The 24,560-nt window shown below is 63.8% G+C and carries 21 protein-coding genes; 4 read left to right on the forward strand and 17 right to left on the reverse strand.

From position 1 onward, the window contains the following. Positions 1-160 precede the first annotated feature (160 nt). The 8 genes from MET49242_RS04490 to MET49242_RS04530 all read right to left on the reverse strand — a co-directional run bounded on the left by MET49242_RS04490 (position 161) and on the right by MET49242_RS04530 (position 6,371). Positions 161-646, reverse strand: coding sequence for a hypothetical protein (locus MET49242_RS04490; RefSeq protein ID WP_036280987.1), 486 nt, complete (start codon positions 644-646; stop codon positions 161-163). 243 nt (positions 647-889) lie between these two features. Continuing rightward, positions 890-1,102 carry a hypothetical protein gene (locus tag MET49242_RS04495; protein WP_144259462.1) on the reverse strand — a complete coding sequence of 71 codons (213 nt, stop codon included), beginning with the start codon at positions 1,100-1,102 and terminating at the stop codon, positions 890-892. Between the two features lie 93 nt (positions 1,103-1,195). After that, a complete protein-coding gene (locus MET49242_RS04500) occupies positions 1,196-1,990 on the reverse strand; it encodes a hypothetical protein (protein ID WP_144259463.1) in 795 nt (264 codons plus the stop codon). A gap of 281 nt (positions 1,991-2,271) precedes the next feature. Further along, complete coding sequence (gene rpsI, locus MET49242_RS04510) at positions 2,272-2,754, reverse strand: 30S ribosomal protein S9 (protein ID WP_036280995.1); 483 nt, start codon at positions 2,752-2,754, stop codon at positions 2,272-2,274. A 2-nt stretch (positions 2,755-2,756) separates the two neighbouring features. Further along, positions 2,757-3,227, reverse strand: coding sequence for a 50S ribosomal protein L13 (rplM, locus tag MET49242_RS04515; RefSeq protein WP_036280997.1), 471 nt, complete (start codon positions 3,225-3,227; stop codon positions 2,757-2,759). Between the two features lie 142 nt (positions 3,228-3,369). Continuing rightward, positions 3,370-4,404, reverse strand: coding sequence for a DUF2865 domain-containing protein (locus tag MET49242_RS23135; RefSeq protein WP_084678882.1), 1,035 nt, complete (start codon positions 4,402-4,404; stop codon positions 3,370-3,372). A gap of 307 nt (positions 4,405-4,711) precedes the next feature. Then, entirely contained in the window at positions 4,712-6,013 is a 1,302-nt protein-coding gene (locus MET49242_RS04525) for an ammonium transporter (protein ID WP_084678883.1), read from the reverse strand. Between the two features lie 19 nt (positions 6,014-6,032). Further along, positions 6,033-6,371, reverse strand: coding sequence for a P-II family nitrogen regulator (locus MET49242_RS04530; protein ID WP_036280999.1), 339 nt, complete (start codon positions 6,369-6,371; stop codon positions 6,033-6,035). A 291-nt stretch (positions 6,372-6,662) separates the two neighbouring features. On the opposite strand from MET49242_RS04530, the gene MET49242_RS04535 reads away from it, so the two are divergent. Further along, a complete protein-coding gene (locus MET49242_RS04535; RefSeq protein WP_051133998.1) occupies positions 6,663-9,365 on the forward strand; it encodes a caspase domain-containing protein in 2,703 nt (900 codons plus the stop codon). A 24-nt stretch (positions 9,366-9,389) separates the two neighbouring features. On the opposite strand, the gene MET49242_RS04540 is transcribed toward MET49242_RS04535, so the two are convergent. Then, positions 9,390-10,010: a tetratricopeptide repeat protein gene (locus tag MET49242_RS04540; protein ID WP_371212520.1), complete on the reverse strand. Its 621-nt coding sequence runs from the start codon at positions 10,008-10,010 to the stop codon at positions 9,390-9,392. A 332-nt stretch (positions 10,011-10,342) separates the two neighbouring features. Here MET49242_RS04540 and MET49242_RS04545 point away from each other — a divergent pair, with 332 nt between their 5' ends. The 3 genes from MET49242_RS04545 to MET49242_RS04555 are packed head-to-tail and all read left to right on the forward strand — an operon-like array spanning position 10,343 to position 13,058. Beyond that, positions 10,343-11,737 carry a M17 family metallopeptidase gene (locus tag MET49242_RS04545; RefSeq protein ID WP_036281001.1) on the forward strand — a complete coding sequence of 465 codons (1,395 nt, stop codon included), beginning with the start codon at positions 10,343-10,345 and terminating at the stop codon, positions 11,735-11,737. Then, a complete protein-coding gene (locus MET49242_RS04550) occupies positions 11,734-12,585 on the forward strand; it encodes a C40 family peptidase (protein WP_036281003.1) in 852 nt (283 codons plus the stop codon). The genes MET49242_RS04545 and MET49242_RS04550 overlap by 4 nt, the downstream gene beginning before the upstream one ends. A gap of 11 nt (positions 12,586-12,596) precedes the next feature. Then, complete coding sequence (locus tag MET49242_RS04555; protein WP_036281005.1) at positions 12,597-13,058, forward strand: MaoC family dehydratase; 462 nt, start codon at positions 12,597-12,599, stop codon at positions 13,056-13,058. An 11-nt stretch (positions 13,059-13,069) separates the two neighbouring features. Here MET49242_RS04555 and MET49242_RS04560 read toward each other — a convergent pair whose 3' ends face one another. The 8 genes from MET49242_RS04560 to MET49242_RS04595 form a co-directional block, all read right to left on the reverse strand. After that, entirely contained in the window at positions 13,070-13,876 is an 807-nt protein-coding gene (locus tag MET49242_RS04560; RefSeq protein ID WP_036281007.1) for a phosphorylase, read from the reverse strand. Positions 13,877-13,964: 88 nt separating this feature from the next. Continuing rightward, positions 13,965-15,611, reverse strand: a complete 1,647-nt coding sequence (locus tag MET49242_RS04565) for an ABC transporter ATP-binding protein (RefSeq protein ID WP_036281009.1) — start codon at positions 15,609-15,611, stop codon at positions 13,965-13,967. Beyond that, entirely contained in the window at positions 15,611-16,771 is a 1,161-nt protein-coding gene (locus MET49242_RS04570; protein WP_036281011.1) for an ABC transporter permease, read from the reverse strand. Before MET49242_RS04570 ends, MET49242_RS04565 begins: the two co-directional genes overlap by 1 nt. Before the next feature lie 3 nt (positions 16,772-16,774). Continuing rightward, entirely contained in the window at positions 16,775-17,887 is a 1,113-nt protein-coding gene (locus MET49242_RS04575) for a microcin C ABC transporter permease YejB (RefSeq protein WP_036281013.1), read from the reverse strand. A 3-nt stretch (positions 17,888-17,890) separates the two neighbouring features. Then, a complete protein-coding gene (locus MET49242_RS04580) occupies positions 17,891-19,807 on the reverse strand; it encodes an extracellular solute-binding protein (protein ID WP_036281015.1) in 1,917 nt (638 codons plus the stop codon). Positions 19,808-19,908: 101 nt separating this feature from the next. Beyond that, positions 19,909-22,017, reverse strand: coding sequence for an exopolysaccharide transport family protein (locus tag MET49242_RS04585; RefSeq protein ID WP_158497255.1), 2,109 nt, complete (start codon positions 22,015-22,017; stop codon positions 19,909-19,911). 80 nt (positions 22,018-22,097) lie between these two features. Then, the gene (locus MET49242_RS04590) at positions 22,098-23,117 is read right to left on the reverse strand and encodes a glycoside hydrolase family 5 protein (RefSeq protein WP_244430696.1); all 1,020 of its coding nucleotides are present in this window, start codon (positions 23,115-23,117) and stop codon (positions 22,098-22,100) included. Next, positions 23,114-24,466, reverse strand: coding sequence for an O-antigen ligase (locus MET49242_RS04595; RefSeq protein ID WP_144259464.1), 1,353 nt, complete (start codon positions 24,464-24,466; stop codon positions 23,114-23,116). Before MET49242_RS04595 ends, MET49242_RS04590 begins: the two co-directional genes overlap by 4 nt. Between the last annotated feature and the right edge of the window lie 94 nt (positions 24,467-24,560).

The following is a 24,560-nucleotide window of genomic DNA, read 5'->3' on the forward strand; positions in this document are numbered from 1 at the left end:
CGTCAGTAATGTCAGGAAAAATCGAGCCCTGCGGACAGTCCCGGGACTGTCTGCAGGCTCGAAAGAGCGGCTGTATCGATAAGCGCTCATCGCGCTCCGCACGATGTCGATGCCCGAACACTTCGTCGCGTCAGCGTAACGCCCGCAATCGTCGAGGCGATCAATGGAATGATTTGTCGACGAGAAAAATCCAGATCATGACAAGAGGCAACAGGAGGGAGAAGGCGACCTTCGTGATGTGGAGCGACAAAAGGTACGTATTTCGCCTTTTGGAAATTTCCATCAGCAGATCGTTCTCAAATTCGGCGATCGTTTTGGCGCCGATCTCGGCGTCCGGTCCCATCATGTTCAGACAGCGCAGGTCGATCCATGCTGCTGACGCGAATGCAGCCATAAATGCGAAGATCGCGACCTTGATGTAATGGCCATATGGCGTGCCTTCATCGATCAGGCCAAGAGAGAAAGTTAAGGCGGCCAGCATTACGGATATGAATTGCAGTAAATCGGCGCTTTTCGAGTCGATCACACTCATGTCGTGCAGGACGCTGTCGATGAGCGTCTTCAGGCCCGCGCTCCCTTCGTTTCGTATCGCGTGATATTTCCTCTCGTTTTGGGTATGGTCGTTTGCAGTTGTCAAAATAGGCATCGGCTCCTCTCCCGCGCGCCGCCCCGCATTTTGTGAAGCATCTAGCGGCCGACATTAATGCGCCGCCCGAATATACATAAGGTTCCACTATCGCCGAAGCCGATTTTCAAGCGCCGGAAGGAAGGCGCCGAAAGCTCGATCCTGCCGAGCTTTCCGAAGCCGTGATCGACGGTTGGCGAGCGCGTCTCTCGAATGAAGCCATCACGACAGAACTATCGGCTGAGCGGTTCGCTTCGTTGGAATTCACTCATCATCCTGGGTCAGAATGTGTCGAAGCAAAAAACCGACAGAATAGGAAAATGCGGCGCCAAAGATTCCGAGAAAGGTCGAGTTGACATATTTTGGCTCCAAACCCTCCGAAACGATCTTGAATATCGAGGCTCCGATAAGCAAAACAAACGGCAATGAAATCAGAATGCCAACCCAATAGAGAATGTTTGCAAGCTGTTTCGTCATAGCCATGTCCCCTGTTCGTCCTGTCCGCTGTCGCCATCGTGGTGACAGGATAGAAAACTCCATGCGCTCATGGAAGCGGTCGGCTTGCCGATTTCACGGAGTGTCGGTGACGCTCTCGGCGCCTTTGCAGCGGCTCTGGAAGTTCATGTCATCAAGGTTTTCACTGCGATGAGTAAGACAGATGGCGCCGTTCCTCACGTGAACGAGCCAAATGGAGTCGAAATCGCACTGAAGCCATTTGCTCGGTAATTCACATTTATATTCCTCGCCCTCGACCGCCAGTGCGTTTCCCGCCAATTCCCTCAGATTTCCAAGCCTGACGAGCTGCTCGTATAACTTCCGTATGTTGTTGCGTTCCCACGCGATGAAGACAGTCTTCGCCTTGCCGTTGACGTCAGGCGCGAAGGCTCTGTCACCGAGTAGATCGTGGGCCAGGGACTCGTTTTGATTGTATCCATACGGCGTCCAGACCGGGAAATTGATCCTGGCGGAAAGAGGAGCGATCGTCGCCAGCGGCCTAACATAATTGAAATAGTGTCCCGTCGCCTTGTTGATCATTTTCACCGCAGGATTGGCGGCTATCAACAAATCGGGGCAGCCAAACTGATTCAATAGGGCATCCGGCAGGCGTGACAGCCGGCCGGCCGCCTCGCTGCCCAGATTGCCGTCTTCGATCATCACGCCGTCATCCCTGATCGGCTTTTCGGCGTGACGGAACATGACGACAACAAGCGATCCAATCGTCTTGGGGTCGATCGGAACCGACGCGGGCGTCGGTTCGGTGGCGGTGGTCCACGACGACGGGGGCGGGGAGGGAGTACAGGCGGCTGACGCTGTCGCGGGAACCAAAAATAGCAATGCGACAGTAATGCGCGAAGTCGATTTCATGGCGCGGGTCCGGAGTATGGAATACGCCAATGATTTTAGTCGGTTTTGTTGTGGACGCTATGGTCAAGATCGCTTCATTCGCGTCGGTAGCTCTGGTCTCAGGCTGAGATGGTTGGGAATTGTTGCGAAACAACGCGCGCAATTGTCATAAAGGCTCGCAATCGAAATTTTGCCCCGCATTCATCATGCGAGACGCCTGCGCCACAAAAAAAGCCGAGCGGCTGCTCGGCTTTAATGATTTGTGACGGTAAGCGGAACGCTGAAAAACAGCGTCCTGACCGTTAGCGCTTCGAGAACTGGAAGCTGCGGCGGGCCTTGCGCTTGCCGTATTTCTTGCGCTCGACCACGCGCGAGTCGCGGGTAAGGAAGCCTTCCTTCTTGAGCGGCGAGCGCAGCTCCGGCTCGTAGTGCGTCAGCGCCTTGGCGAGGCCGTGGCGCACGGCGCCCGCCTGACCCGAAAGGCCGCCGCCGGCGACGGAGACGACGAGGTCATATTGGCCGGTCCGCTTCGCGACGACGAGCGGCTGCTGCAGGATCATGCGCAGCACGGGACGCGCGAAATAGACGGCGACGTCTCGGCCGTTGACGGTGATCTTGCCGGAGCCCGGCTTGACCCACACGCGGGCGACGGCGTTCTTGCGTTTGCCGGTGGCGTAGGCGCGGCCCTGCTTGTCGAGCTTCTGCTCGTATTTCGGCGCCTCGGACGCCGCGGCGACGGCCGCCTGGTTGAGGTCGGACAGCGAGGAAAGGGTGGTCTCGGCCATGATCAGGCGCTCCGGGCGTTCTTGGCGTTCAGGGCGGCGACGTTGAGCGCCTGCGGGTTCTGCGCCTCATGGGGATGCTCAGCGCCCTTGTAGACACGCAGATTGCCGAGCTGCTTGCGGCCGAGCGGGCCGCGCGGCAGCATGCGCTGCACGGCCTTTTCGAGCACGCGCTCCGGGAAGCGGCTTTCGAGGATGAACTTGGCCGAACGCTCCTTGATGCCGCCGGGGAAGCCGGTGTGATGGTGATACACCTTCTGGTCGCGCTTGCGGCCCGTCAGCACCACCTTGTCGGCGTTGATGATGATGATGTTGTCGCCGTCGTCCATATGGGGCGTGAAGCTCGCCTTGTGCTTGCCGCGCAGGCGGAGGGCGATGATCGAGGCGAGGCGGCCGACGACGAGCCCGGAGGCGTCGATCAGCACCCACTTCTTTTCGATGTCGGCGGGTTTCGCCGAATAGGTTTTGCCGTACATGGGATGGAAATTCCGTCTGAACGATATGTTCGGATGGACGCTGGATAGGGGAGTTGTGGCCGGCGGTCAAGGCAAATGTGGCAGTGATCGGCGCGGAAAGCCATAAATCTTCGCAGATTCGTTTATATGGTAATTTGATACCTCATTTTTCGGCGGCGTTTCGCCGGCTTCCGCCGTAGACCGGCCCGGCTCTTGAACCGGGTCGCTTTTCAGCCGCGCTGCGGCTGGGCGCCATATCGAGTTTTGTTGCGCCGACTGCGGCGACGGCCAAAGCGAGGACGATCAGCAACGCGGGCGTCGGCAGGGAGGCATTTGCCTCTGGATTGTCGCCGGGGCGGACGTTCATTGGCGTCGTCCCGCCCGCCAGCGACGGCCGCGGGCGGCTCTGCTGCTCCTGCCGTGCGATCCCGGCGATGGAGCCGGAGGGCGACGCCGGGGGCGTCCCGGAGTGGAGAGGCAAGCGTGAGACGGGGATCAGCGCCTTGAGTTTTGCGCGCAATCCGCGCGGGAGCCTGCTCAAGTTCCCGGCGTGGTTCAACCTGGACCCGTCATAGACGTAAAAACCATCCTCTTCGAAGGCGATGTCGCCTTTGCGGAGCGTCGGGTCCGAGCGCAGCATATGCAGGAAAACCGCTTGCGATTGCTCGGGCCTATTGCAGGAGCATCCGCTGGTCGTCATTTCCCGAAATTTGAACGCCGTCGGAATCGAAGCATATGACTGACCCTTGAAATTCCGCGCCGTTTCGATCGTCGCTCCTTCATATATGTCCACTTTGGCCGATGGGCAGGCGTATTCGCAGGACTCCAGTTTCGTCGCCAATTCGGATTTGATGAGGGGAAAGAAATATCCGTCGCACATGCGCACGCAATATCCGCCGCCCGAGGAAGGGCCGGCGACCGCCTCACTGTCCGCTCCAGCGTTACGGTTTCGATCGAAGTCAGGTCGGGCGGTGTGTTTCGGTGATCGATCGGTAATATGTCGGCGGGGCGCAGAAGGTCTCGCGGTCGGGCGCCATCTTTCACTTCTGTGCGTTGCCGGGCCTTCCGAGCGATGCGGCTGCGGCGCGAAGCCGCCAAATAACTCTTCAAAAAAGTCCTGGGCGTGCGAATGTGCGGGCGCGGCCAGCGCGACAGCGGCAATGACTCCCAAACGCGTGGCGACCCTAACGCTACGCATGGCGCCAATCCTCGACAGGGGGCGACTAACGGCAAGCTTTCCGTCAACCTGTCGCAACCCGGCCGAATTTCAATAGTCTTGCTGTTGCTTGTCAGTATTGTGCAGGTTTAGTTTGAGCTTGCTGAGGCGCCGCCATTCAGTCGCGTCAATTGTCTGGCGAGGGGCGAGCGACGCATCCATGGTTCCCTGAAATTCCGGGCGGTCTGGCATGTCCTGACGCGGCAGGCGGGGCCGAGCGCAAAAGACTCGACGCCCGCGGCCCGCTCCCGCCTCCCGAGCGGGAGAGAGAGCGGCGGTTATAGATCGATCATTGATGCAGCGCTTCGCCGTGCAGGGCGATGTCGAGCCCTTCGCGCTCGTCGTCGCTGTTGACGCGGAGGGTCGTGACCATCGAGACGAGCTTCAGTGTGATCCAGGTGCCGATGACGCACCAGACGATCGTGACGCCGACCCCGATCGCCTGCACGACGAGCTGATGGAAGTCGCCTTGGAGCAGACCGGCGACGCCGGGATCGGACTCCGACGCCGTGATCGCGCGCGTCGCAAAGACGCCGGCAAGCAGCGTGCCCATGATGCCGCCGACGCCATGCACGCCAAATACGTCGAGCGTATCGTCATAGCGGAGCCGGTGCTTCGCCACGGTGCAGAACCAGTAGCAGACGCCGCCGGCGATAAGCCCGATAACGGCGCCATGCCAGGGCAGGACGTAGCCCGAGGCCGGCGTGATGGTTCCGAGACCTGCGACGGCGCCGGAGACGACGCCGAGCACCGACGGCTTGCCGCGCTCGATCCATTCCAGCGCGCTCCACACCAGCGCGCCGGCGCAGGCGGCGAGATGCGTCGCTACGATGGCGAAGACAGCGCGGGAATTGGCGCCGAGCGCGGAGCCGCCGTTAAAGCCGAACCAGCCGACCCAGAGCAGTCCCGTGCCGACGACCGCCAGCGACAGATCGAAGGGCGAGAGATTCTCCCGCCCGAATCCGACGCGATTGCCCAGCACCAATGCGCAGACGAGGCCCGCGACGCCGGCGTTGATATGCACGACCGTGCCGCCGGCGAAATCGAGCAGGCCCATCTTCTGCAGGAAGCCGCCGCCCCACACCCAATGCGCCGAAGGCACATAGACGATGAAGAGCCACAGCACGCAGAAGATCATGAAGGCGGAAAACTTCATGCGCTCGGCGACCGAACCGCCGACCAGCGCGCAGGTGATGACCGCGAAGGTCATCTGATAGGCCATGAAGAGGATCTCGGGGATGGTCTTGGCGAGCGGGCTCACCGTGTCCATGCCGATCCCGGAGAGCATGACCCGCGCCGTGTCGCCGATATAGGCTCCGTCGCCGGAGAAGGTCAGGCTGTAAGCGACGCCGATCCACAGCAGCGAGACGATCGCCGTCGCAATTAGGCTCTGCGCCATGGTGGCGAGCACGTTCTTCTTGCGCACCATGCCGCTATAAAAAAGCGCGAGGCCGGGCAGCGTCATCATCAGCACGAGCGCCGTGGCGATGATCATGAAGGCCGTGTCGGCGCCGTCGATTTTCGCCGCGTCATCGGCGAGGGCGGGCGTGGCGAGCAGGCACAGCGCACCGAGCGCCGGGAAGAGTTTCATGGCGTGGGCTCTCGATTGATCAGAGTGCGTCGGAATCGGTTTCGCCGGTGCGGATGCGCAGGGCGCGCTCGAGCGGCGTGACGAAGATCTTGCCGTCACCGATGTGGCCGGTGTGCGCGGCCGTCTTGATCGCCTCGATCGCCCGATCGACAAGCTCGTCGCCGATGGCGATCTCGATCTTCACCTTCGGCAGGAAGGAGACGATGTATTCGGCGCCGCGATAGATCTCGGCGTGGCCCTTCTGGCGCCCATAGCCCTTCACCTCGGTCGCGGTCATGCCATGCACGCCGAGTTCCGTAAGCGCCTCGCGCACTTCATCGAGCTTGAAGGGTTTGATGATGGCCGTGATGATCTTCATGTGGGCGTCGATGCTCTCGATAACGGCAGGATGGCGATTTCGACAGCAATCGCCGTGCCAGATCCGCGCATTTGGCGTACGGAAAGGCTTCGCTCAGGGCGTCATCCCGCGGATGGCCATGCAACAGGCGCCGATCGCCTAAAAAATCCACAATGTGTGCAAAGAATTGGCGTGATCGCGCCGAATGGATGGACGCCCGGCCAAAGGCGGGTGGTTCATGCCCGGTTCAGCCGCAAAGTCGCGTGAATATGTCGAAGCCGCGCCGATTTATGCGCCGGCAGGAGAATAGGAATGAGGTTCTTTCGGTTTTGGGCGCTCGCATTCGCGGCCGTGCTCGCGCTCGCGGCCGGACAGGCGCACGCGGAGGAGAAGCGGCTCGCGCTCGTAGTCGGCGAGGCCGCTTATCCGTCGAAGCCGCTTTCGACGGCGGCCAATGACGCCGGCCTCGTTGCGCAGACGCTTCAGGCCGCTGGTTTCGACGTCACCGGCGCGCGCGACCTCGAGGAAACAGCGCTGAAACAGGCGTTCCGCGACTTCCTCGACAAGGCCGCCGGAGCTGGTCCCGACGCGGTCGCCTTCATCTACTTCTCGGGTTACGGGCTGCAATTGGAGGGAGAGAACTACCTGGTTCCGATCGACGCGGCGATTACGCGCGACAGCGATCTTCCCATGCGCGCGTTGCGCGTTTCCGATTATCTGAAGCCGCTCGCGGCGTCCGGGGCAAAGCTCAGCATCGTCGTGCTGGACGCGGCCCGCCCCAACCCCTTCAAGATGACGGGCCAGCCGATAGCCGGCGGCCTCGCGCTTTACGAGCCGGGGGCGAGGGCCTTGCTCGCCTTCAACGCCGCGCCGGGCACGGTTGCGCCCGAGGACAAGGGCGATTACGGCGCCTACGCCCACGCGCTCGCCGAAATGATCCGCGACGGCGGCCGGCCGCTGATGGATGTCTTCGACAAGGTGCGTCTGCGCGTCTCCGACGTCACGAAGGGCGCGGAGATCCCCTGGAACTCCTCGAAGATCGAAACGGATTTCGTCTTCTTCCAGCGCGAGGCCGATGCGCCTCCGCTCAAGGACGTCGATGGTCAGGACATGAACAAGCCGCTCAGCGCGCTCGGCCCGGAGGCCGGTTTCTCGGCGGCTGTCCAGCGCGACACGCTGCAAGGCTACCAGGACTATGTCGCGACCTATCCTTCGGCGCCCCAAGCCAGACGCGCGCGGGCCATGGCCGCGACGCGGCGCGAGGCGCTGACCTGGCGCCGCACGCGCGTTGTCGACACGCCTAATGCCTACTGGTCCTATCTGCGGCGTTATCCGAAGGGGCCGCATGTGTGGGATGCGCGCCGTCGTCTCGCGGAAATCGCGCAGGCGGCGGAGCCGCCGCCGTCTTTTGAACCGATCGAATATGACTATGCGCCGCCGCCGGTGGAGGAGATCGTCTATGTCGAGAGGCCGGTCGTCTATTTCGACGATCCCGAGTGGGATTTCGCGCCTCCGCCTCCGCCGCCGGTCTACCTGCTGCCGCCGCCGCCGCCGAACTTCGTCGTCCTGCCGCCGCCGGTCATTATCGCGCAACCCTATGTGCTTCCGACGCCGGTCTATGTGCCGGTTCCGGTCTGGCAGCGTCCGCCGCCCTACATCGCCCCGCCGCCGAATGATTTCATCTATCGCAATCTTCACAATGAGGTTGTGGTCGATCCCGGCGCAAACAACGTCGTGGTGAAGAATCCGCAGGGGCATGTGATTTCCACCGGCGCCCTGACCGCCGCCGGCGCCGGCGCGGCCGCCGTGGGGGTGGGGGCGGCGCTGCCGCATTTCATTGCGAAGCGAACTCCGGCGGTTCCACCTGTTCCTGGAGCGGTCGCGCCCGGTGTCGGTCCCGCCGGCGTCGTCCCTCCTGTCGGCGGCGTGACGCGACCGGGAATCCCGGGCGCGCAACAGCCGGTCGGAGCGACGCCGATCGGCGGACCTCTCGGCAAGCCGGGAGCCCCACTTCCGGGCGGAGCGGCCGTCGCGCCAACGCCCGGAACGCCCGGCGCCCCGCTTCCGGGCGCAATAAAGCCGGGCGCCCCCGCGCCGGGGACGCCGCCGGCCGGGGCGATCGTTCCGCCGAAAGGCGAACCTGGATCCGGGAACCACGCGCTGCCGAAGCCCGCGCCCGACGTGCTAAAGCCGCATGCGCCGATCGGAAAGCCCGCGACGCCGCCCGATGGAACAGCCACGCCGCCCGCGGGTGATACGGGGCCAAAGGATCATGCGCCGCCGAAGCCGGCGCCGGTGGGGGCAAAGCCTCTCGCGCCGCCTCTCGGCAAGCCTGCGACGCCTCAAGGCGGGGCCGTGGCTCCACCGACCGGCGAAGCTGGGCCGAAGGATCGCGGGCTGACGAAACCCGCGCCCGATGGCGCAAAACCGCTCGCGCCGCCGACCGGAGCGCCCATGGACAAGGCGCCGCCCGCGCTCGGTCGGCCCGGCCGCGGCGGACGAGGCGTTCCGGCGCCGGACGGGGTCGGGGCGCCCGATGTCGCGCCGAAGCCGCCAGCCGGGCCGAAGGGCGCGCCGAGGCCGAACAGGGGCGCTCCCGTCGAACTCCCAATTGCGCCTCGGGTAATGGACGGCGGACCGGTCGGAGCCCCGCAAAGGTCGATGCAGCGCATGCACGCGCCTGTCGACAGGCTGGCGCCGCCGCGTGAAGCGCCCTTTATGCAGCCGCGGGTGCGGGAGCCGCCGCCGCCCATGCAGCCTCGCATGCGAGAAGCCCCGCCGCAGATGCGTGCGCCGGCGCCGATCGATCGCGGCCCGCCCGCGGGGATGATGCGCCCGCCGCAACCCGGGGCGCCGCTGATGCGTCAGGCGCCGCCAGCTGCGCCGCAGATGCGTCCGCCGCCGCCTGCGGCCGTGCCGATGATGCGTCCGCCGCCGCCCCAGCCCGGACCGGGTGGAGGCGGGGCGGGACCGCGCGGCATGGGCGGGCCCGGAGGCCCCCCGGGGTTTCGCTGATCCGAGAGTCCTGAACTCCGCGGCCTATTGCGCCGCGGAGGCTTCCGTCTGACGCGCCGACGCGCGGCGTTGCGACTGGCCGCCGGTCTGGATGTCGCGCCAGGTGTTGGATTGCGAAATCATCTGACGAATCGAGGCGACGTTTTGCGCCGCGTCGATCGGCGAGAGATCGCGCCGCGACCATTCCTCCGCCTGATCGAACTTGCCTTGCAACGCCAGCACCAGCGCCAGATTCTGTCGCACGCGCATGTCCGCTCCCGGCTGGGCGGCGGCGGCGCGCAGGACTTCCTCGGCGCGCGGCAGGTTACGCGCAAGCGCGTAGGACAGGCCAAGATTGGAGAGGACAGACGGCTCATTGGGCCGTATCTTCAGCGCGGTTTCGTAGTAGCCCCGGGCGCCTTCATGGTCGCCGAGCTGGTCTGCGATGGAGCCCTGCGTCGAGAGGACCGACCAGTCGGGCCGCTCCGGCGTGTGCGCCTTCTGCAGAACATCCGCCGCCTGCTTGAGCTGGCCGGCGTCGGCAAGCGCCTTGCCATAGGCGCCGAGCACCTTCATGTCCTCCGGATTCTGGATGGCGAGGCCCTGAAGCACCGCGACCGCCTGCGCGTTCTGGTCCAACGCATGGAGCGCCCGCGCGTAGGTCATCGCGGTCGCCTTGTCCTTGGGGTTGGCGTCGTAGCGACGGCCCCATTCCTCGGCGAACTGACGGAGCGCGCCCTCGTCTTTCGGCAGGGCGGGGTGGAGGACCGGCCAATCGAGCCCGTGACGTCGTTGAGCGTTTTCGAGCAGCCGGAGAGGCCGACGAGCGCCGCCAGGGCGACGGCGCAGAGATTGATCGATTGCCGGGAGGTGAGTCGCGCCTTTATCACGGCGAATCTTTTCCGTTTGTGTGAATGGACTGCTAGACGAGCAATAAAGCGTTAACCCTAATGCAAGCTTAACGTGAGCAGTTAGGCTTGAACGGATAGAAGATGACAATGAAGCTGGAAGACTGGTCACCCGACGCCATCGCCGTTGATTTCGTGGACAAAAAGAGCTGGCCGCAACTCCTCGAAAAACTGCCGCCTGCGGTCGCAGCCTACTCTGCGGCAAGCGGCTTCGAGGCGAAGCCTGGAAGCTTGCTCGTCACGCCGATGGGCGAGGGCGTTGCGCCGCGCGTCTTGTTCGGCGTCGAGGAGAAGGACGCGAAGAAACGCGATCCTTTTCTCGCCGGAAAGCTCGCGGCCCTTCTGCCGCGCGGGCTCTACCGGCTGGGGGAGGGCGTCGCCGACCCGCAGGGCGCGGCGCTGGCTTTCCTGCTCGCGAGCTATTCCTTCTCGCGCTATGTCGCGCCCAAGAGCGAGAAGCCGCGCCTCTGCGCGCCGGAGGGAATTGACCGCGCCCGCGTCGAACGCATCGCGCAGGCCGTCGCCTTTGGCCGCGATCTGGTCAATACGCCGGCGAACGACATGGGACCGGAAGCGCTGGCCGAGGCGGCGCTGGGCCTTGCGGCGAAGCACGGCGCGCAAAGCCGGGTGATTGTCGGCGACGCGCTGCTGGCCGAAAATTTCCCACTGATCCACGCCGTCGGCCGCGCGGCCGCCCAGGCGCCGCGCCTCGTCGAATTTACCCATGGGCCGGAGGACGGTTTGAAGGTGACGCTCGTCGGCAAGGGCGTTTGCTTCGACAGCGGCGGACTCGACATCAAGCCTTCGAGCGCGATGCTGCTGATGAAGAAGGACATGGGCGGCGCCGCGACGACGCTGGCGCTGGCGTCGATGCTGATGGAGGGCGGCGCTCCGGTGCGGCTTCGCGTGCTGTTGCCGATCGTCGAGAATTCGATTTCCGCGAACGCCTTCCGGACCAGCGACGTCTATCGCAGCCGCAAGGGGTTGACGGTCGAAATCGGAAACACCGACGCGGAAGGAAGGCTGATCCTCGCGGATGCGCTGGCCTACGCCTGCGAGGAGGACGCCCCCGAGCTGCTCTTCGACTTCGCGACGCTGACCGGCGCCGCGCGAGTGGCGCTTGGACCGGAGTTGCCGCCTTTCTATACGGGCGACGATGCGCTCGCTTCGGAGATAGCGGCGCATGGCTTTCGCGTGAACGATCCCGTGTGGCGTCTGCCGCTCTGGGATAATTACGACAGCGGGCTAGATGGCAAGATCTCCGATCTTGTCAGCGTGACGAGCGGCGGCTTCTCGGGCTCCATCGTCGCCGCGCTGTTCCTGCGCCGTTTCGTGACCGATCCCGCGCGCTGGGCGCATTTCGACGTCTACTGCTGGAATCCCTCGACAAAGCCGGGGCGACCCGAAGGCGGCGAAGTGCAGGCGGCGCGGCTGATTTACGAATTGATCGAAGCGCGTGCGGGACAGGGAAAGGCGACACGATGAGCGAGACATTCGACCGCCGGCTGACGCCCGCGCGCAGCGACCTCGCGGCGGCCCATCTCAAGGGGCGCGTCGACGCGGATCGCTACGTCGAGGGCGTCGTGATGGAAGTGAAGGATTGCGTCGTCGATATGCGGCGCGAGCCACGCCCCGACGCGTCCATCGACACGCAGGTTCTCTTCGGCGAACGCGTGACGGTTTATGACGAACTGGAGGGCTGGGCCTGGGCCCAGCTTTCGCGCGACGGCTATGTCGGCTGGATCGCCGCGAATACTCTATGGAGCGAAGTCAGCACGCCCACGCATCGCGTCTGCGTGCCACGCACCTTCGTTTATCCGCGCGCGAGCATAAAGCTGCCGCCGCTGATGGCGTTGCCGCTCGGCGCCGAGATCGCGATTCTCAAGGAGCATGAGTCTTTTTACGTCACCCGTGACCTTGGCTTTATCTGGCGCTCGCATCTGGCGCCGCTCGACGCGCCCGCAAATGATTTTGTCGCGGTTGCGGAGACGTTGATCGGCGCGCCCTATCTCTGGGGCGGCAAGTCGTCGCTTGGCATAGACTGTTCAGGGCTGGTGCAGGTTGCGTTGCTCGCCGCTGGCGTCGAGGCGCCGCGCGACAGCGACATGCAGGAAGCGCAACTCGGCTCGCTGCTCGACCCCGGCGCCGAACTGCGCCGCGGCGATCTCGTTTTCTGGAAGGGTCACGTCGGCGTCATGCGCGATGCGACGACGCTGCTGCACGCCAATGGCGCGCATATGCTGGTGTCGAGCGAACCGCTGGAGCTCGTGCGCGAACGCAATGTGAAGGCTGGGGCCGGAGAGGTGACGAGCATGCGGAGGCTCGCGCTTTGAGCCAGGCGACGATGACGAAATTCATCTATTTCGAAGATCTGTCCGTCGGACAACGTTTTCACTCCGCATCCGTGGAGATGACCGCGGAAGAAATCATCCGCTTCGCGCGCGACAATGATCCTCAGTTCTTCCATGTCGACGAAGAAGCGGCGAGGGGCAGCGTGTTCGGGGAACTCGTCGCTAGCGGCTGGCAGACCGCAGCGCTCACTGTGCGTCTGATACTCGAGTCGGCTGAAGCGCCTTTTGCTGGCGGCGTTGTCGGCGCCGACGTGCATGTGTCGTGGAAACACCCGGTGCGGCCGGGCGATCGCCTGCGGATCGAAAGCGAAATCACGAAGATGGTTGCGCCGCGGTCCCGGCCCGATCGCGGTTTCGTCACTTTCCTGACGACGACATTCAATCAGGACGACGCGCCGGTGCAAACGATGCAGTCGACAATCGTCGTGTTTCGAGATCCCGCGCGCAGCGGCTGATCGCGCCGGCGTCAGCGCCCCTTCACGAAAGCGCGCAGGAGGCGCTTGGTGGCCACGACACCCGCCACCGCCGGGCCGCGCGTGAGATCGGACGTCGGATTGCCGTTCGAGAATCCGGCGCCGAAATCGGTGACGACTGCGACGCCGGCGAATGGAATGCCGAAGCGACGCGCAAGAATGGCCTCGGGCACGAGCGTCCACCCGAAGAGATCGGCGCCGAGCTGGCGCGCAACCTTGGTTTCGGCGGGCGTCTCGAAACTCGGGCCCGAAAACCACATGAAGACGCCTTCATGCACGGCGACGCCGGCGGTCGCCGCGGAGGTCTTGACCCGGCGAAGCAGCCGCTTGTCGTAGGCCTCGTTCATGTTGATCATCGCCTTGCCGTCGGCGGCGGCGCCGATGAGCGGATTGAGGCCGGTGAAATTGATATGGTCGGTGATTGCGACCACGCTGCTGGGAACGAGATCGGCCTGGACGGACAAGGCCAGCGCCGTGGATAGAAGGCTGCGCACGCCGAGAAGCGAGAGCGTTTCGATCGGCGTCGACATCAGGCTCGGATCGCCCGTCTCGTAGAAGGTTGATCGGCCCTTCAGCACCATCGTCGGCGCGCCGTCGATCGTGCAGACGAGGAGTTCCCCGTCCTCCACGCCCGGCGCCTGCGGGAAACCGGGCAGTTCCGCATAGGGAATCGCGACAACGCGCTCGGCAAGGTCGGCGAGACCGAAGAACGTGCGCCCCAGGATAACGGCGTTTTCTATTGGCCCCAGGTCGCTGCGGGCTCTGATGATGTCAGCCGCTTCCTGGGCGGAATTGCTCATTTATACCCTCTGCGCGCTCTGGCGAATCAACCTGCCGTTGAGCTTGAACTTCGCAGGAAGGGCGCGGTCAGGCAAGGTTACCAGAACACTAATTTTTATTGTTACTTACGGAATTGTCATCGAGCGCCTCGGCCTGATTACGGAACGCCGCCGCAAACAATGCGCGCGTGTATTCCTTCTGGGGCTGCGCAAACACCTGCGCCGCCGGACCCTCCTCGACAACCTTTCCATGCCGCATGACGATGAGATGGGCGGCGAGCGCTTTCACAACACGCAGGTCGTGGCTGATGAAAAGATAGGCGAGCGAACGTCGTCGTTGCAGGTCGCGCAGCAGGTCGATGATCTGCGCCTGAACGGACATGTCGAGCGCCGACGTCGGCTCGTCGAGCACGACGAATTTCGGCTCCAGCACCATCGCGCGCGCGATGGCGATGCGTTGCCGCTGGCCGCCCGAAAATTCGTGAGGATAGCGATCCATCGTCGCGGGATCGAGGCCGGTCTCCTTGAGCGCGCGCGCGACGATCTCGCGTCTCTGGTCGAGCGTGAGTTCGGGCCGCTGGACGGTGAGACCCTCGGCGACGATCTCCGCCACCGACATGCGCGGCGACAGCGAACCGTAAGGATCCTGAAACACGATTTGCATGTCGCGCCGGAGGGGGCGCATTTCGGCGACGCTGTCGCCATCGATGCGCTGGCCGAGAAACACGATCGGCCCTTCCGAGCGAATGAGCCGCAGCAGTGCGAGCGCGAGAGTCGTCTTGCCCGAGCCGGACTCGCCGACGACGCCGACCGTCGCGCCTTCGCGCACCGCCACAGTCACGCCGTCGACCGCCTTCACGTGATCGACGGTGCGCCGCATGAAGCCGCGCTTGATCGGGAACCAGACGCGAAGGTTGTCGGCGGAGACGACAACTGGCGCCTGCGCGTTTTCGATGATCGGATCGCCTTTCGGCTCGGCCGTCAGCAGCGCCTGCGTATAGGGATGGCTCGGAGCGGAGAAGACCGTCGCGACGTCGCCTTGCTCGACGATGCGGCCCTTCTGCATGACGCAGACCGTGTCGGCGAAGCGCCGCACGAGCCCAAGATCATGGGTGATGAACAGCATAGCCATGCCATAGGTCTGCTGAAGACGCTCGAGCAGGGCGAGGATCTGCGCCTGCACGGTGACGTCGAGCGCTGTCGTCGGCTCGTCGGCAATGAGAAGATCCGGCTTGTTGGCGAGCGCCATGGCGATCATCACGCGCTGACGCTGGCCGCCGGAAAGCTGATGCGGATAGGCTCCGAGCCGCGCTTCCGGATTGGGGATCCCGACTTCCATTAGCAGTTCGATGACGCGCGCGCGCATGGCGTCGCGACCGTGCATGCCGTGAAGCTCGAGGATCTCAGCAATCTGCTGCTCGATCGTGTGCAGCGGATTGAGGGAAGTCATCGGCTCCTGAAAGACCATGGTGATGCGCGCGCCGCGAATGGCCCGCAGGCGCGCATCGGGGATCGTCAGCATGTTCTCGCCGTCGAAAAATGCTTCCCCCGCAGGGATCGCGCCCGGCGGCAGCAATCGCACGATCGACAGCGCGCTGATCGATTTGCCGGAGCCGGACTCGCCCACGAGCGCCAGCGTCTTGCCGCGCTCGAGCGAGAAAGAGACATTGTCGACGGCGATCGTCTCGCGACTTCCGTGCAGGAAGGAGACGGAAAGATTGCGGACATCGAGGAGTGGGGTGGTCTTTGCGTCCATTACCTGAACGTCTTTCTCGGATCGAAGGCGTCGCGCACCGCTTCGCCGATGAAGACGAGCAGCGACAGCATGAGCGCGATGATGGCGAAGCCGGTGAGGCCGAGCCATGGAGCCTGGAGATTGGATTTGCCCTGCAACAGCAACTCGCCGAGCGACGGCGAGCCCGGCGGCAGGCCGAACCCCAGGAAGTCGAGCGCGGTGAGCGTCGTGATCGACGAATTGAGGATGAAGGGCAGGAAGGTCAGCGTCGCCACCGTGGCGTTGGGCAGCAGATGCCGCCAGATGATGCGGAAATTAGACAGCCCCAGCGCCCGCGCGGCGTTCACATATTCGAAATTGCGGGCGCGCAGGAATTCTGCTCGCACGACATGCACGAGCGACACCCAGGAGAAGAGCAGCAATATGCCGAGGAGCACGAAAAAGCCCGGCGTGAGGAACGACGAGATGATGATAAGCAGATAAAGCTGCGGCAGCGACGACCACACTTCGATGAAGCGCTGGAAGACGAGATCCACGCGCCCGCCGAAATAGCCCTGTATGGCCCCGGCGGCGACGCCGACGATGGAGGAGATCGTCGCAAGGATCAGGCCGAAGAGCACCGAGATACGGAAGCCGTAAAGGAGCCGCGCGACCACGTCGCGACCCTGATCGTCAGTGCCGAGCCAGTTGTATTCGAGCGCCGCGCAACCACGGTTCGGCTCGCCGGGCCGCAGTCCCTTGGCGGCGGCGATTTCGCATTGCTTCTGCGTCAGCATCCACGTCGGAGGCGACGGCGCCGGCGTCGGCAATTCGAGGTTATGCGTGTCGTAAGAATAGCGGATCGGCGGCCAGAGCATCCAGCCGTGGGCCTTGATCTCATTGGCGATGACGGGATCGCGATAATCGGTGCGCGCGAGGAAGCCGCCGAATTTTTCTTCCGGATAGGTGACGAAGGCCGGAAAGAGCAACTCGCCCTTGTACCACGCGAGGACGGGCCGGTCGTTGGCGAGGAAATTGGACGCCATCGACATGAGGAACATCGTCATGAAGATCCAGAAGGACCAGTAGCCGCGCCGGTTTGCCTTGAAATTATCGAGCCGGCGGCGGTCAAGCGGCGTCAGTCGAAGCCAGCCGCTGCGGGCGATGGGCGGGGCGAGGCGCATGTCAGTGGCGACGCTCATCTGTCAGACCTCCCGCGTCTCGAAATCGATGCGCGGATCGATCCAGGTGTAGGTGAGATCGGAGATGAGATTCACGACGAGGCCCAGCAGCGCGAAGATATAGAGGTTGGCGAAAACCACCGGATAGTCGCGGTTCACGATGCTCTCGAACGAGAGATAGCCGAGGCCGTCGAGCGAGAAGATCGTCTCGATCAACACCGAGCCGGTGAGGAATGCATGCACGAAGGCGCCGGGGAAGCCCGCGATGACGATCAGCATGGCGTTGCGAAAGACGTGGCCGTAGAGCACACGGTTTTCGGTTAGCCCTTTCATCCGCGCCGTCTGCACATATTGCTTGCGGATCTCGTCGAGGAAGGAGTTTTTCGTCAAGAAGGTCTGCGTCGCGAAGGCGCCGAGCGTCATGGCGCTGACGGGCAGCGCGATGTGCCAGAGATAGTCGCCGATCTTCCCGATCAGAGAGAGCTGGTCGAAATTGTCGGAGGTCAGCCCACGCAGCGGGAAAATCTGCCAGAAGGAGCCGCCCGCGAAAAGCACGATCAGCAGCATCGCAAACAGGAAGCTTGGGATGGCGTAGCCGACGATGATGAGATTCGACGTCCACATGTCGAATTTCGTGCCATCGCGCACCGCCTTTGCGATGCCGAGCGGAATGGAGATCGAATAGGAGAGCAGCGTCATCCACAGGCCGAGCGACATGGAGACGGGAAGCTTCTCCCCGATCAATTTGATCACCTTTTCGTCGCGGAAATAGCTGCGGCCGAAATCGAACATCGCGTAATTCTTCACCATCAGCAGGAAACGCTCCCAGGCCGGCTTGTCGAAACCGAACTGCTTTTCCAGTTCCGCGATGAATTTGGGGTCGAGCCCCTGCGCCCCGCGATATTTGGAGGCGGTTTCCGCCATCATCGGTCCAGCCTGGCTTGCGGCCCCCTGGCCCACGTCGCCGCCGCCGCCCGAGAAGCGGCCGGTGGCGCCGACGTCGAATCCCTGAAGTTGCGCGATGATGCGCTCGACAGGGCCGCCCGGCGCGAACTGCACGATAGCGAAGGAGATGAGCATGATGCCGAGGATCGTCGGGATCATCAGCAGCACGCGGCGTGCGATATAGGCGCCCATCAATCAGCGTCCCGTGAAGTTGATCTTGCGGGCTTTCTCTTCGTCCCACCACCATGTCCAGAGCACGCCGGTGTCGAATTTCGGCGGTCGCTCGGGCTGGCCGAAGAGATCCCAATAGGCGAAGCGATGCACCGGATTGTACCAATGCGGAATCCAGTAGCGCTGCGAACGTAGCGCCCGATCGAGCGCCCGGCAGCAGGTGACGAGCTCCTCGCGCGTTCCCGCCTGCAACGCTTTGTCCACCAGCGCATCGACTGCGGGATGGGAGACGCCGGCGAGATTGCGCGTCCCGTTCACATTGGCGGTCTTGGAGCTGAAATAGGCGTTGAGCTCCTCGCCCGGATTCCATCCCATCATCATGACGTCATGGACGATGTCGAAGTCGAAGTCCTCGAGCCGTTTCTTATACTGGGCGGCGTCGACGATGCGGATGCGGGCGGTGACGCCGAGCAGCTTCAAATTTTTGACGAAGGGCTGCGTATGGCGCTCGAAGACGTTGGAATTGTCGAGAAACTCGAATTCCAGCGGCGTTCCGTCAGGAAGCAGCAGCACGCCGTCCTTGCGCGTGCAGCCGGCGGCGACGAACAGATCATTCGCCTTTTTCAGCAGGGCGCGATCCTGCCCGGAGCCGTCGGACACGGGCGAGACGAAGGGCTCGCCGAAAACCTCCGCCGGAAGCTGGTCGCGATAGGGCTCCAGCAGCGCCTTCTCTTCTTCGCTCGGCAATCCCTTCGCCGCCAGCTCTGAATTCTCGAAATAGGACGAGATGCGCTTGTAGGCGTCATACATCAGGTTGCGGCTCGTCCATTCGTAGTCGAAAGCGTAGCCGATCGCCTCGCGCACGCGCGGGTCCCTGAAGACCTTGCGTCGCGTGTTGAACATCCATCCCTGAATGTTGGGAATGTTGTTGTTGGGCACGGTCGTGCGTTTGACGCGCCCGTCCTTGAAGGCGGGGAAGTCGTAGCCGGTGGCCCAGACGCGGGCGATATTTTCCTCGCGCTCGGTGAACGCCCCGGCCTTGAACGCCTCGAAAGCAACCTGGCTGTCGCCGAAATATTCGAAGCGGACGACGTCGAAATTGCCTTGGCCGATTACGATCGGCAGGTCCTTCGCCCAATAATCCTTGTTGCGGTGATAGGCGATGAAACGGCCCTGTTCGAAATCGCCGACCTTGTAGGGTCCGGAGCCGAGCGGCGGCTCCAGCGTCGTCGCCTCGAAGTCGCGGTCCTTGTAATAGGCGCGCGAAAAGATGGGCTGGTTGGCGACATTGAGCGGCAGGTCGCGCGTGCGGCCCGGCGCGAATTTCACGACGAGAATGTCGTCCGCCTCGGCCTCTGCGCTCGTCACGTCGCGCAGCATCTGGCTGATGACCGGGTGGCCCTTGCTTTTAAGGATGTTGAGCGAGAAGGCGGCGTCATGCGCCGTGAGCGGCGAGCCGTCGTGGAAGCGCGCTTCCTTGCGCAGCAGGAAAGTGTAGGTGAGCTTGTCGGCCGAGATGCGAACCTTTTTCGCCACCAGCCCGTAATAGGCGTCGCGCTCGTCCAGGCTCTGGTTCATCAGCGTGTCGAAGACGAGCGACATGCCGGTCGCGGGATTTCCGCGCAGCACATAGGCGTTGAATGTGTCGTAGGTCGGGCTGGCCGGCGAAAGCGCGAGCGTGCCGCCCTTCGGCGCATTGGGGTTCACATAGCCAAAGTGCTTGAAGTCGGCGGACTCCGCCAGATCGCCGAATGTCGAAAGTCCGTGGCTTTCAATTTCTCCGGGCGCCGCGATTTTCTCTACTTTTGCTCCGGCGTTTCCCGGCGGCTTGGCGATCGGTCTGGCGAAGGCGCCCGGCGTCAGCGCCGTCGCGGCGCCGAATGCGCCGGCGCGGATAAGGCGGCGGCGGGTCAGAGGGTAGGCGAAAGGAAAATCAGCCAAAATCGACCTCGGGCAGGGAAGGGGGGACGGCGCGACGCGCGGTCGATGATTCTGCCTGATTATGTAGCTTTTTCGCGGCGCCGCTAGTGGCTATCGTCCGCTCACGCCGCGTGCGCCATCTCGTCGCCGAGATTGGTCATCTGCCGCGACTGCTCCGGGTCGTAAAGGCGCAGGCGGGCCGCATCGGCCTTGTTGTAGAAGGCTGTTGCCTCGCGCAGATCGAGCCGGTCGAGCGCGAGATTTGCGTCGGCGGAGCTGGTCTTATCCCACTCCACCAGAAAGACGGTGTGGTCCGCCTGCGCCGCGAGGAAGCGGGCGTGCGGGGCTTCGAGCGCCGGCGGCCCGTCGATGATCACGACGTCGAACCATTTGCGCGCCAGCTTAAGCGTCGCGCGCAGCGTCATGCCGCTCATCAGCCCGCCGATGGAGGTCTGCGAGTCGATCGTGCGGCCGCCGTATGGCAGCAAAGTGTAGCCATCGGCGGGCTGCTCGATCAGCGCCCGGTTGAGGTCCTCGCCCGTGTCGAGAACATCGAGCAGGCCGTAGCGCGGCCGTTTGACGTTCGGGGGGCGATCCGCCTCGATCAGCAGAACGCGGTCGCCGCCTTGCGCGAGAAAGGCCGCCATGTTCACGGCCACAGTCGAGCGGCCTTCGCCGCGCCGCGCCGAGGCGATCATGATGACGACGCCGTTCTCGCCGCCGGCGACAGGGCCGAGTTCGGCGCAGAGATCCGCAATCCAGGGGGTGATGTCGAGGACGAAGCCTTTTTCTTCATCCTTGGCCGGCGGCAGCAGCGGCGCGCAGCCGAGCACCTCGACGCCGCCGAGGCGCTTGGCCTGCGAGGCTGTCTTGAGGGTGTTGTGGCGCCATTCCCGGATGAAGGCGTAGAGCAGGCCCGTCACGAGCCCGATTCCTGCCGCGCCGCCGAAGATAACCATCATCGGCGGGGTGGTCTTGGTCGGCGGCAGCGCCGGAGAGACGATGCGGATGTCGCTCGGCTCGAGCCCCTTCACCTGCGCCAGCTGGCGTTGGCGGTTGAGGAGCTCCTCATACACTGCGCGTTCGGCCTTCGCTTCGCGGTCCAGTTCGGAGAGCTTGACGAGTTCAGGGCCGAGTTGCCCGCTTTCCGCCTGTGCGCTCCTCAGCTGGCTGGAAAGCGTCGCTTCGCGCTGCTCCGCCTCCAGATATTCAGTTCGCGCGGAGGCCATCATCCGGCCGATCTCGGCGCCGATCTGCCGGCGCACGTCGCCGATCTGCGCCTGAAGGCTCGCGACTTCGGGATGGCGCGGCCCGAGCACCGTAGCCTGATCGGCGGCCTGCCGCGACAGCCGCGCGTATTCGGAGCGCAAGGCGCTGAGCACCGTGGACTGCACTGTCTGAGGCAGATTGTCGCCTGCGCTCGCGCCGGCCTTTCGCAGCAGTTCATAGCGTGCGCGGGCTTCGGCCGTGCGCGCGCCGGCCAGCACCAGTTGCTGGTTCAATTCGTATATGCGGCGTTCGAGCAGCGTGCTGCCCTGTCCGGCGTCCGTGATCTTCAGTTTCGCCTTGAGGTCGGCGGCGGCCTCCTCCGCGCGATTGGCGCGGTCCCGCAACTGCGACAGCCGCCCCTCGATCTCCTTCGCGGTCATTTCGCTTGCGCCGATGCGGAGCCTGGCTTGATCGTCGACGATGACTTGGGCCGCGGCGTTGGCGACCTTCGCGCTCTTTTCGGGCGAGGGCGAGCTGACTGTCACGTCGATGACATAAGTCGTGCCGCGGCGGCTGACGATGAGTTTCGAGGCCAGCTTTTCGATCGTCGACTGGCGCAGCGCCTCCTCGGTCGTTCCCTTGCCGGCGAAATAGCTGTCATGGGTGAGTTCGAGCTTGTCGACGACTGCGCCCATGAAGCCGTCGGACTTCGCGATCTGGACAATGCTCTCGATCGCGTTGAAATCCTGACCGATATTGGCGAGAACGCCCGAATTCTGAGTGATTTTCGCCGCGCGCGGGTCGACCATGATCACGGCGGTGGCCGAATATTGCCGCAGGAAATAGCCGAGCGCCAGCAGTGGCGCGGTGACGGCAAGCGCAACGAGCGCGATGCGCAGCGGATTGCGCCGAAGGAAGAGCAGCACGCCGGCAATCACCGCTCCGGGCGTCGGCGGATCGTCCTGTGCTTGTGTGGACGCTTGCGGAATGGTGCGGGCGAAGGGTCGCAAGGACGGACTCATGTCTTTGTCAACGCGAAACCCGGGACGGCGTTTGCGCGCCCGCATCATAAAATAGAGAAACTGTTAACCTTAAGTTACAGTTAGCGCCTGTCCCCGGCGCCCGCGCCCATAAGCGCGTCGAGAAAGGGCTGTTTCCAGCCATGCGAGGCCGTGTCGAACAGCGCGAAATCATGGTCGAACTGCCAATAGGCCCAGCCCCAGCCGTGATTCTGCGCAGTCTGCGCGACATGCGCCATCCAGGCCGCGCGCGAAAGCGGTGGGGCGCTGTCATAGACGCCGAACTCCCCGAGATAGATCGGCCGTTTTTGCGCGGCCGCCCAGCGCGCCACGACGGCGAAATCGTCATCGACCATGCGTCGCGATTCTTCCGCGCCCCAGGCGACGTCGCGCAACGAAGCGAGTTCGCTCGACCAGGGCGCGCCCTGATGGGTGAAGCGCATCGGCTCGTAATAATGAACGGTGACGATCAGATTGCGGTCCTGAGGAGGGATATCGAGCTTCTCGATGTCGTGGACGTCTCCCGCGTTCAGGGCGGCCACGATGACCGCTCGGTCCGGGTCGGCCGCGCGGATTTCGGCGAGCGCGGCGGCGAGCGCGTCATTCCATTCGGCGGCGCTCATATGGCCGCCGGGTTCGTTGAGGATTTCATAAACCACGCGCGGGCGCGCGCCGGCGTAGCGCTTCGCAATCTGCCGCCAGAAGGCGACAATCTTCTCCTTGCAGGCAGGAGGCGTCTGCTGGCACAGAGCGTTGTCGTGCTGGTCCAGCACGGCGGACAGGCCCGCCGCAGTCGCGGCGTCGAGCACGCGGTCGAGGCGGGCGAGAACTTCCCCGTCCAGCCGATTCTTCGGGTCCATGAAGTGGAGCCCGAAGAAATTGATCCGCACATGATCAAATCCGGCGGCGCGGATCAACCTGAAGTCGTCCATGCGGAAGGGCGCGTCTGTTTCGCCTTTCCATACGCCGTCATAACCCAGCACATTGACGCCGCGCCGGATCGCGAGCGAAGCGGGGGAGGGCGCCGGCTGCGCGGAGGCGGCGCAATGCAGGGAAAGCAGCGCGGCCAAGACCTTCAGGAACATTGCGGCGCGACGCGTCATCTTGCAGCGCCCATGCGTGTGCGTCCACGCGACCGGCGCGGCGCGGGCTCTTCGAAGCGAAGGCTTTCGGTCGCCTCCTGCGGCGCCGGCGCCGGCCGCGCGTAAACCAGCACGAAGCAGGTCAGCAGCATCGTTGCGGAGATGTTGGTGGAGCGCAGAAAGAACGTCTCCGTGAAATCGATGAAGAACAGCAGGCATGCGTAAACGAGAGACAGAGCTATATGCGGATCGAGCCGGCGCTCCTGCCGGATGCGTTCAAGAATCCGCAGGCCGAACATCAGCGCGCCGATGAGGAAGACGGCGAGCCCTGTCGCGCCGGTCTCCATCGCAATTGCGATGTATCCGTCGTGATAATTGTCGAGAAACCAGCCGTGCCGCTCGGTAAAGAGATCCTTGACCTCCGGGATCGTCCAGAAGCCGTTCAGCCCGAAGCCGAGCCACTTTCGATCCATGAAATAGCTGAGCGCATGTTGCCAGATGAAAGTGCGCTCGGTGAAATCGATCTCCTGACCGAAGAGCAGGAGATAGCGGCTGCCCGTCTTGACGAAATAGGCGATGAGCGCCGTCCCCAAGAGCCCCATGAAGAAAGGCGCGAAGGCCAGTATCCGCGTGAACGTCAGCGACAGGCCGGCGAGGTAAAGGCAACCCACCGCGAAGGCCGCGAGTCCGCCGCCGCCGCGCGAACCCGACATGACGATGCAGACCAGCGCGACGAGGGCGCCGAGAGCGTGATACAGGCCGCGCTGTGGCGTCAGCAGGCGGTAACAGGAGAAGAACAGGAACACCGCCGCCAGCACGCCGAGATTCTGCTTGGTGTAGAAAACGCCGTTCCACTGTCCGGCGTGCTGCCACGTCTTGAGCACGCCAATGTCCGGAATGAAAAGGGCGACTGCGATGGATGCGACGCAGAGGAAGAACTGGCCGAAAAACACGGCGTCGATGATGGCGTCGATGTCGAAAGTGCGCGTCAGCCGGTAGGCGCCGAAAGCGACAATCGCGAGTGCGGTGGCCTTTGGCAGACTGGCCATGAAATTCGTCGACCACAGCGGTGAAGCGACCGCGATCGCGTAGATGCCCAGCGCGACGAAAAGGCCGGGCCTCGGCGCGAGCCGAACGATGACGCGCCGGAAATAGCTGACGACGACGACGACGGCCCACAGTCCTACGCCGATATATTGCTGAAGGTTGGAGTCCTCCGAGACGGGGAGCACCTTTGGGTGCAGGTTCCCGTTCGAGAAAATCGATATGACGATCAGGCTGAAGAAGATCGCGGGCGTCGTCCAGGCGTTCGGCTCCGGGCGAGCGTCGGGCGGGGCGGTGGAGCCGGATGTAAGCTTCGAGCGTCGCATGGGAATTGGCTGGACGGCGTCGCGAATCGGCGCGCGCAACGGTTGCGTCCAAGCTAGTCGATTCCCGGCCTCCTGTCTCGCCTCGCCGCTGCGC

Origin of the sequence: Methylocystis sp. ATCC 49242 (assembly GCF_000188155.2) — a bacterium.
Lineage (GTDB): Bacteria > Pseudomonadota > Alphaproteobacteria > Rhizobiales > Beijerinckiaceae > Methylocystis.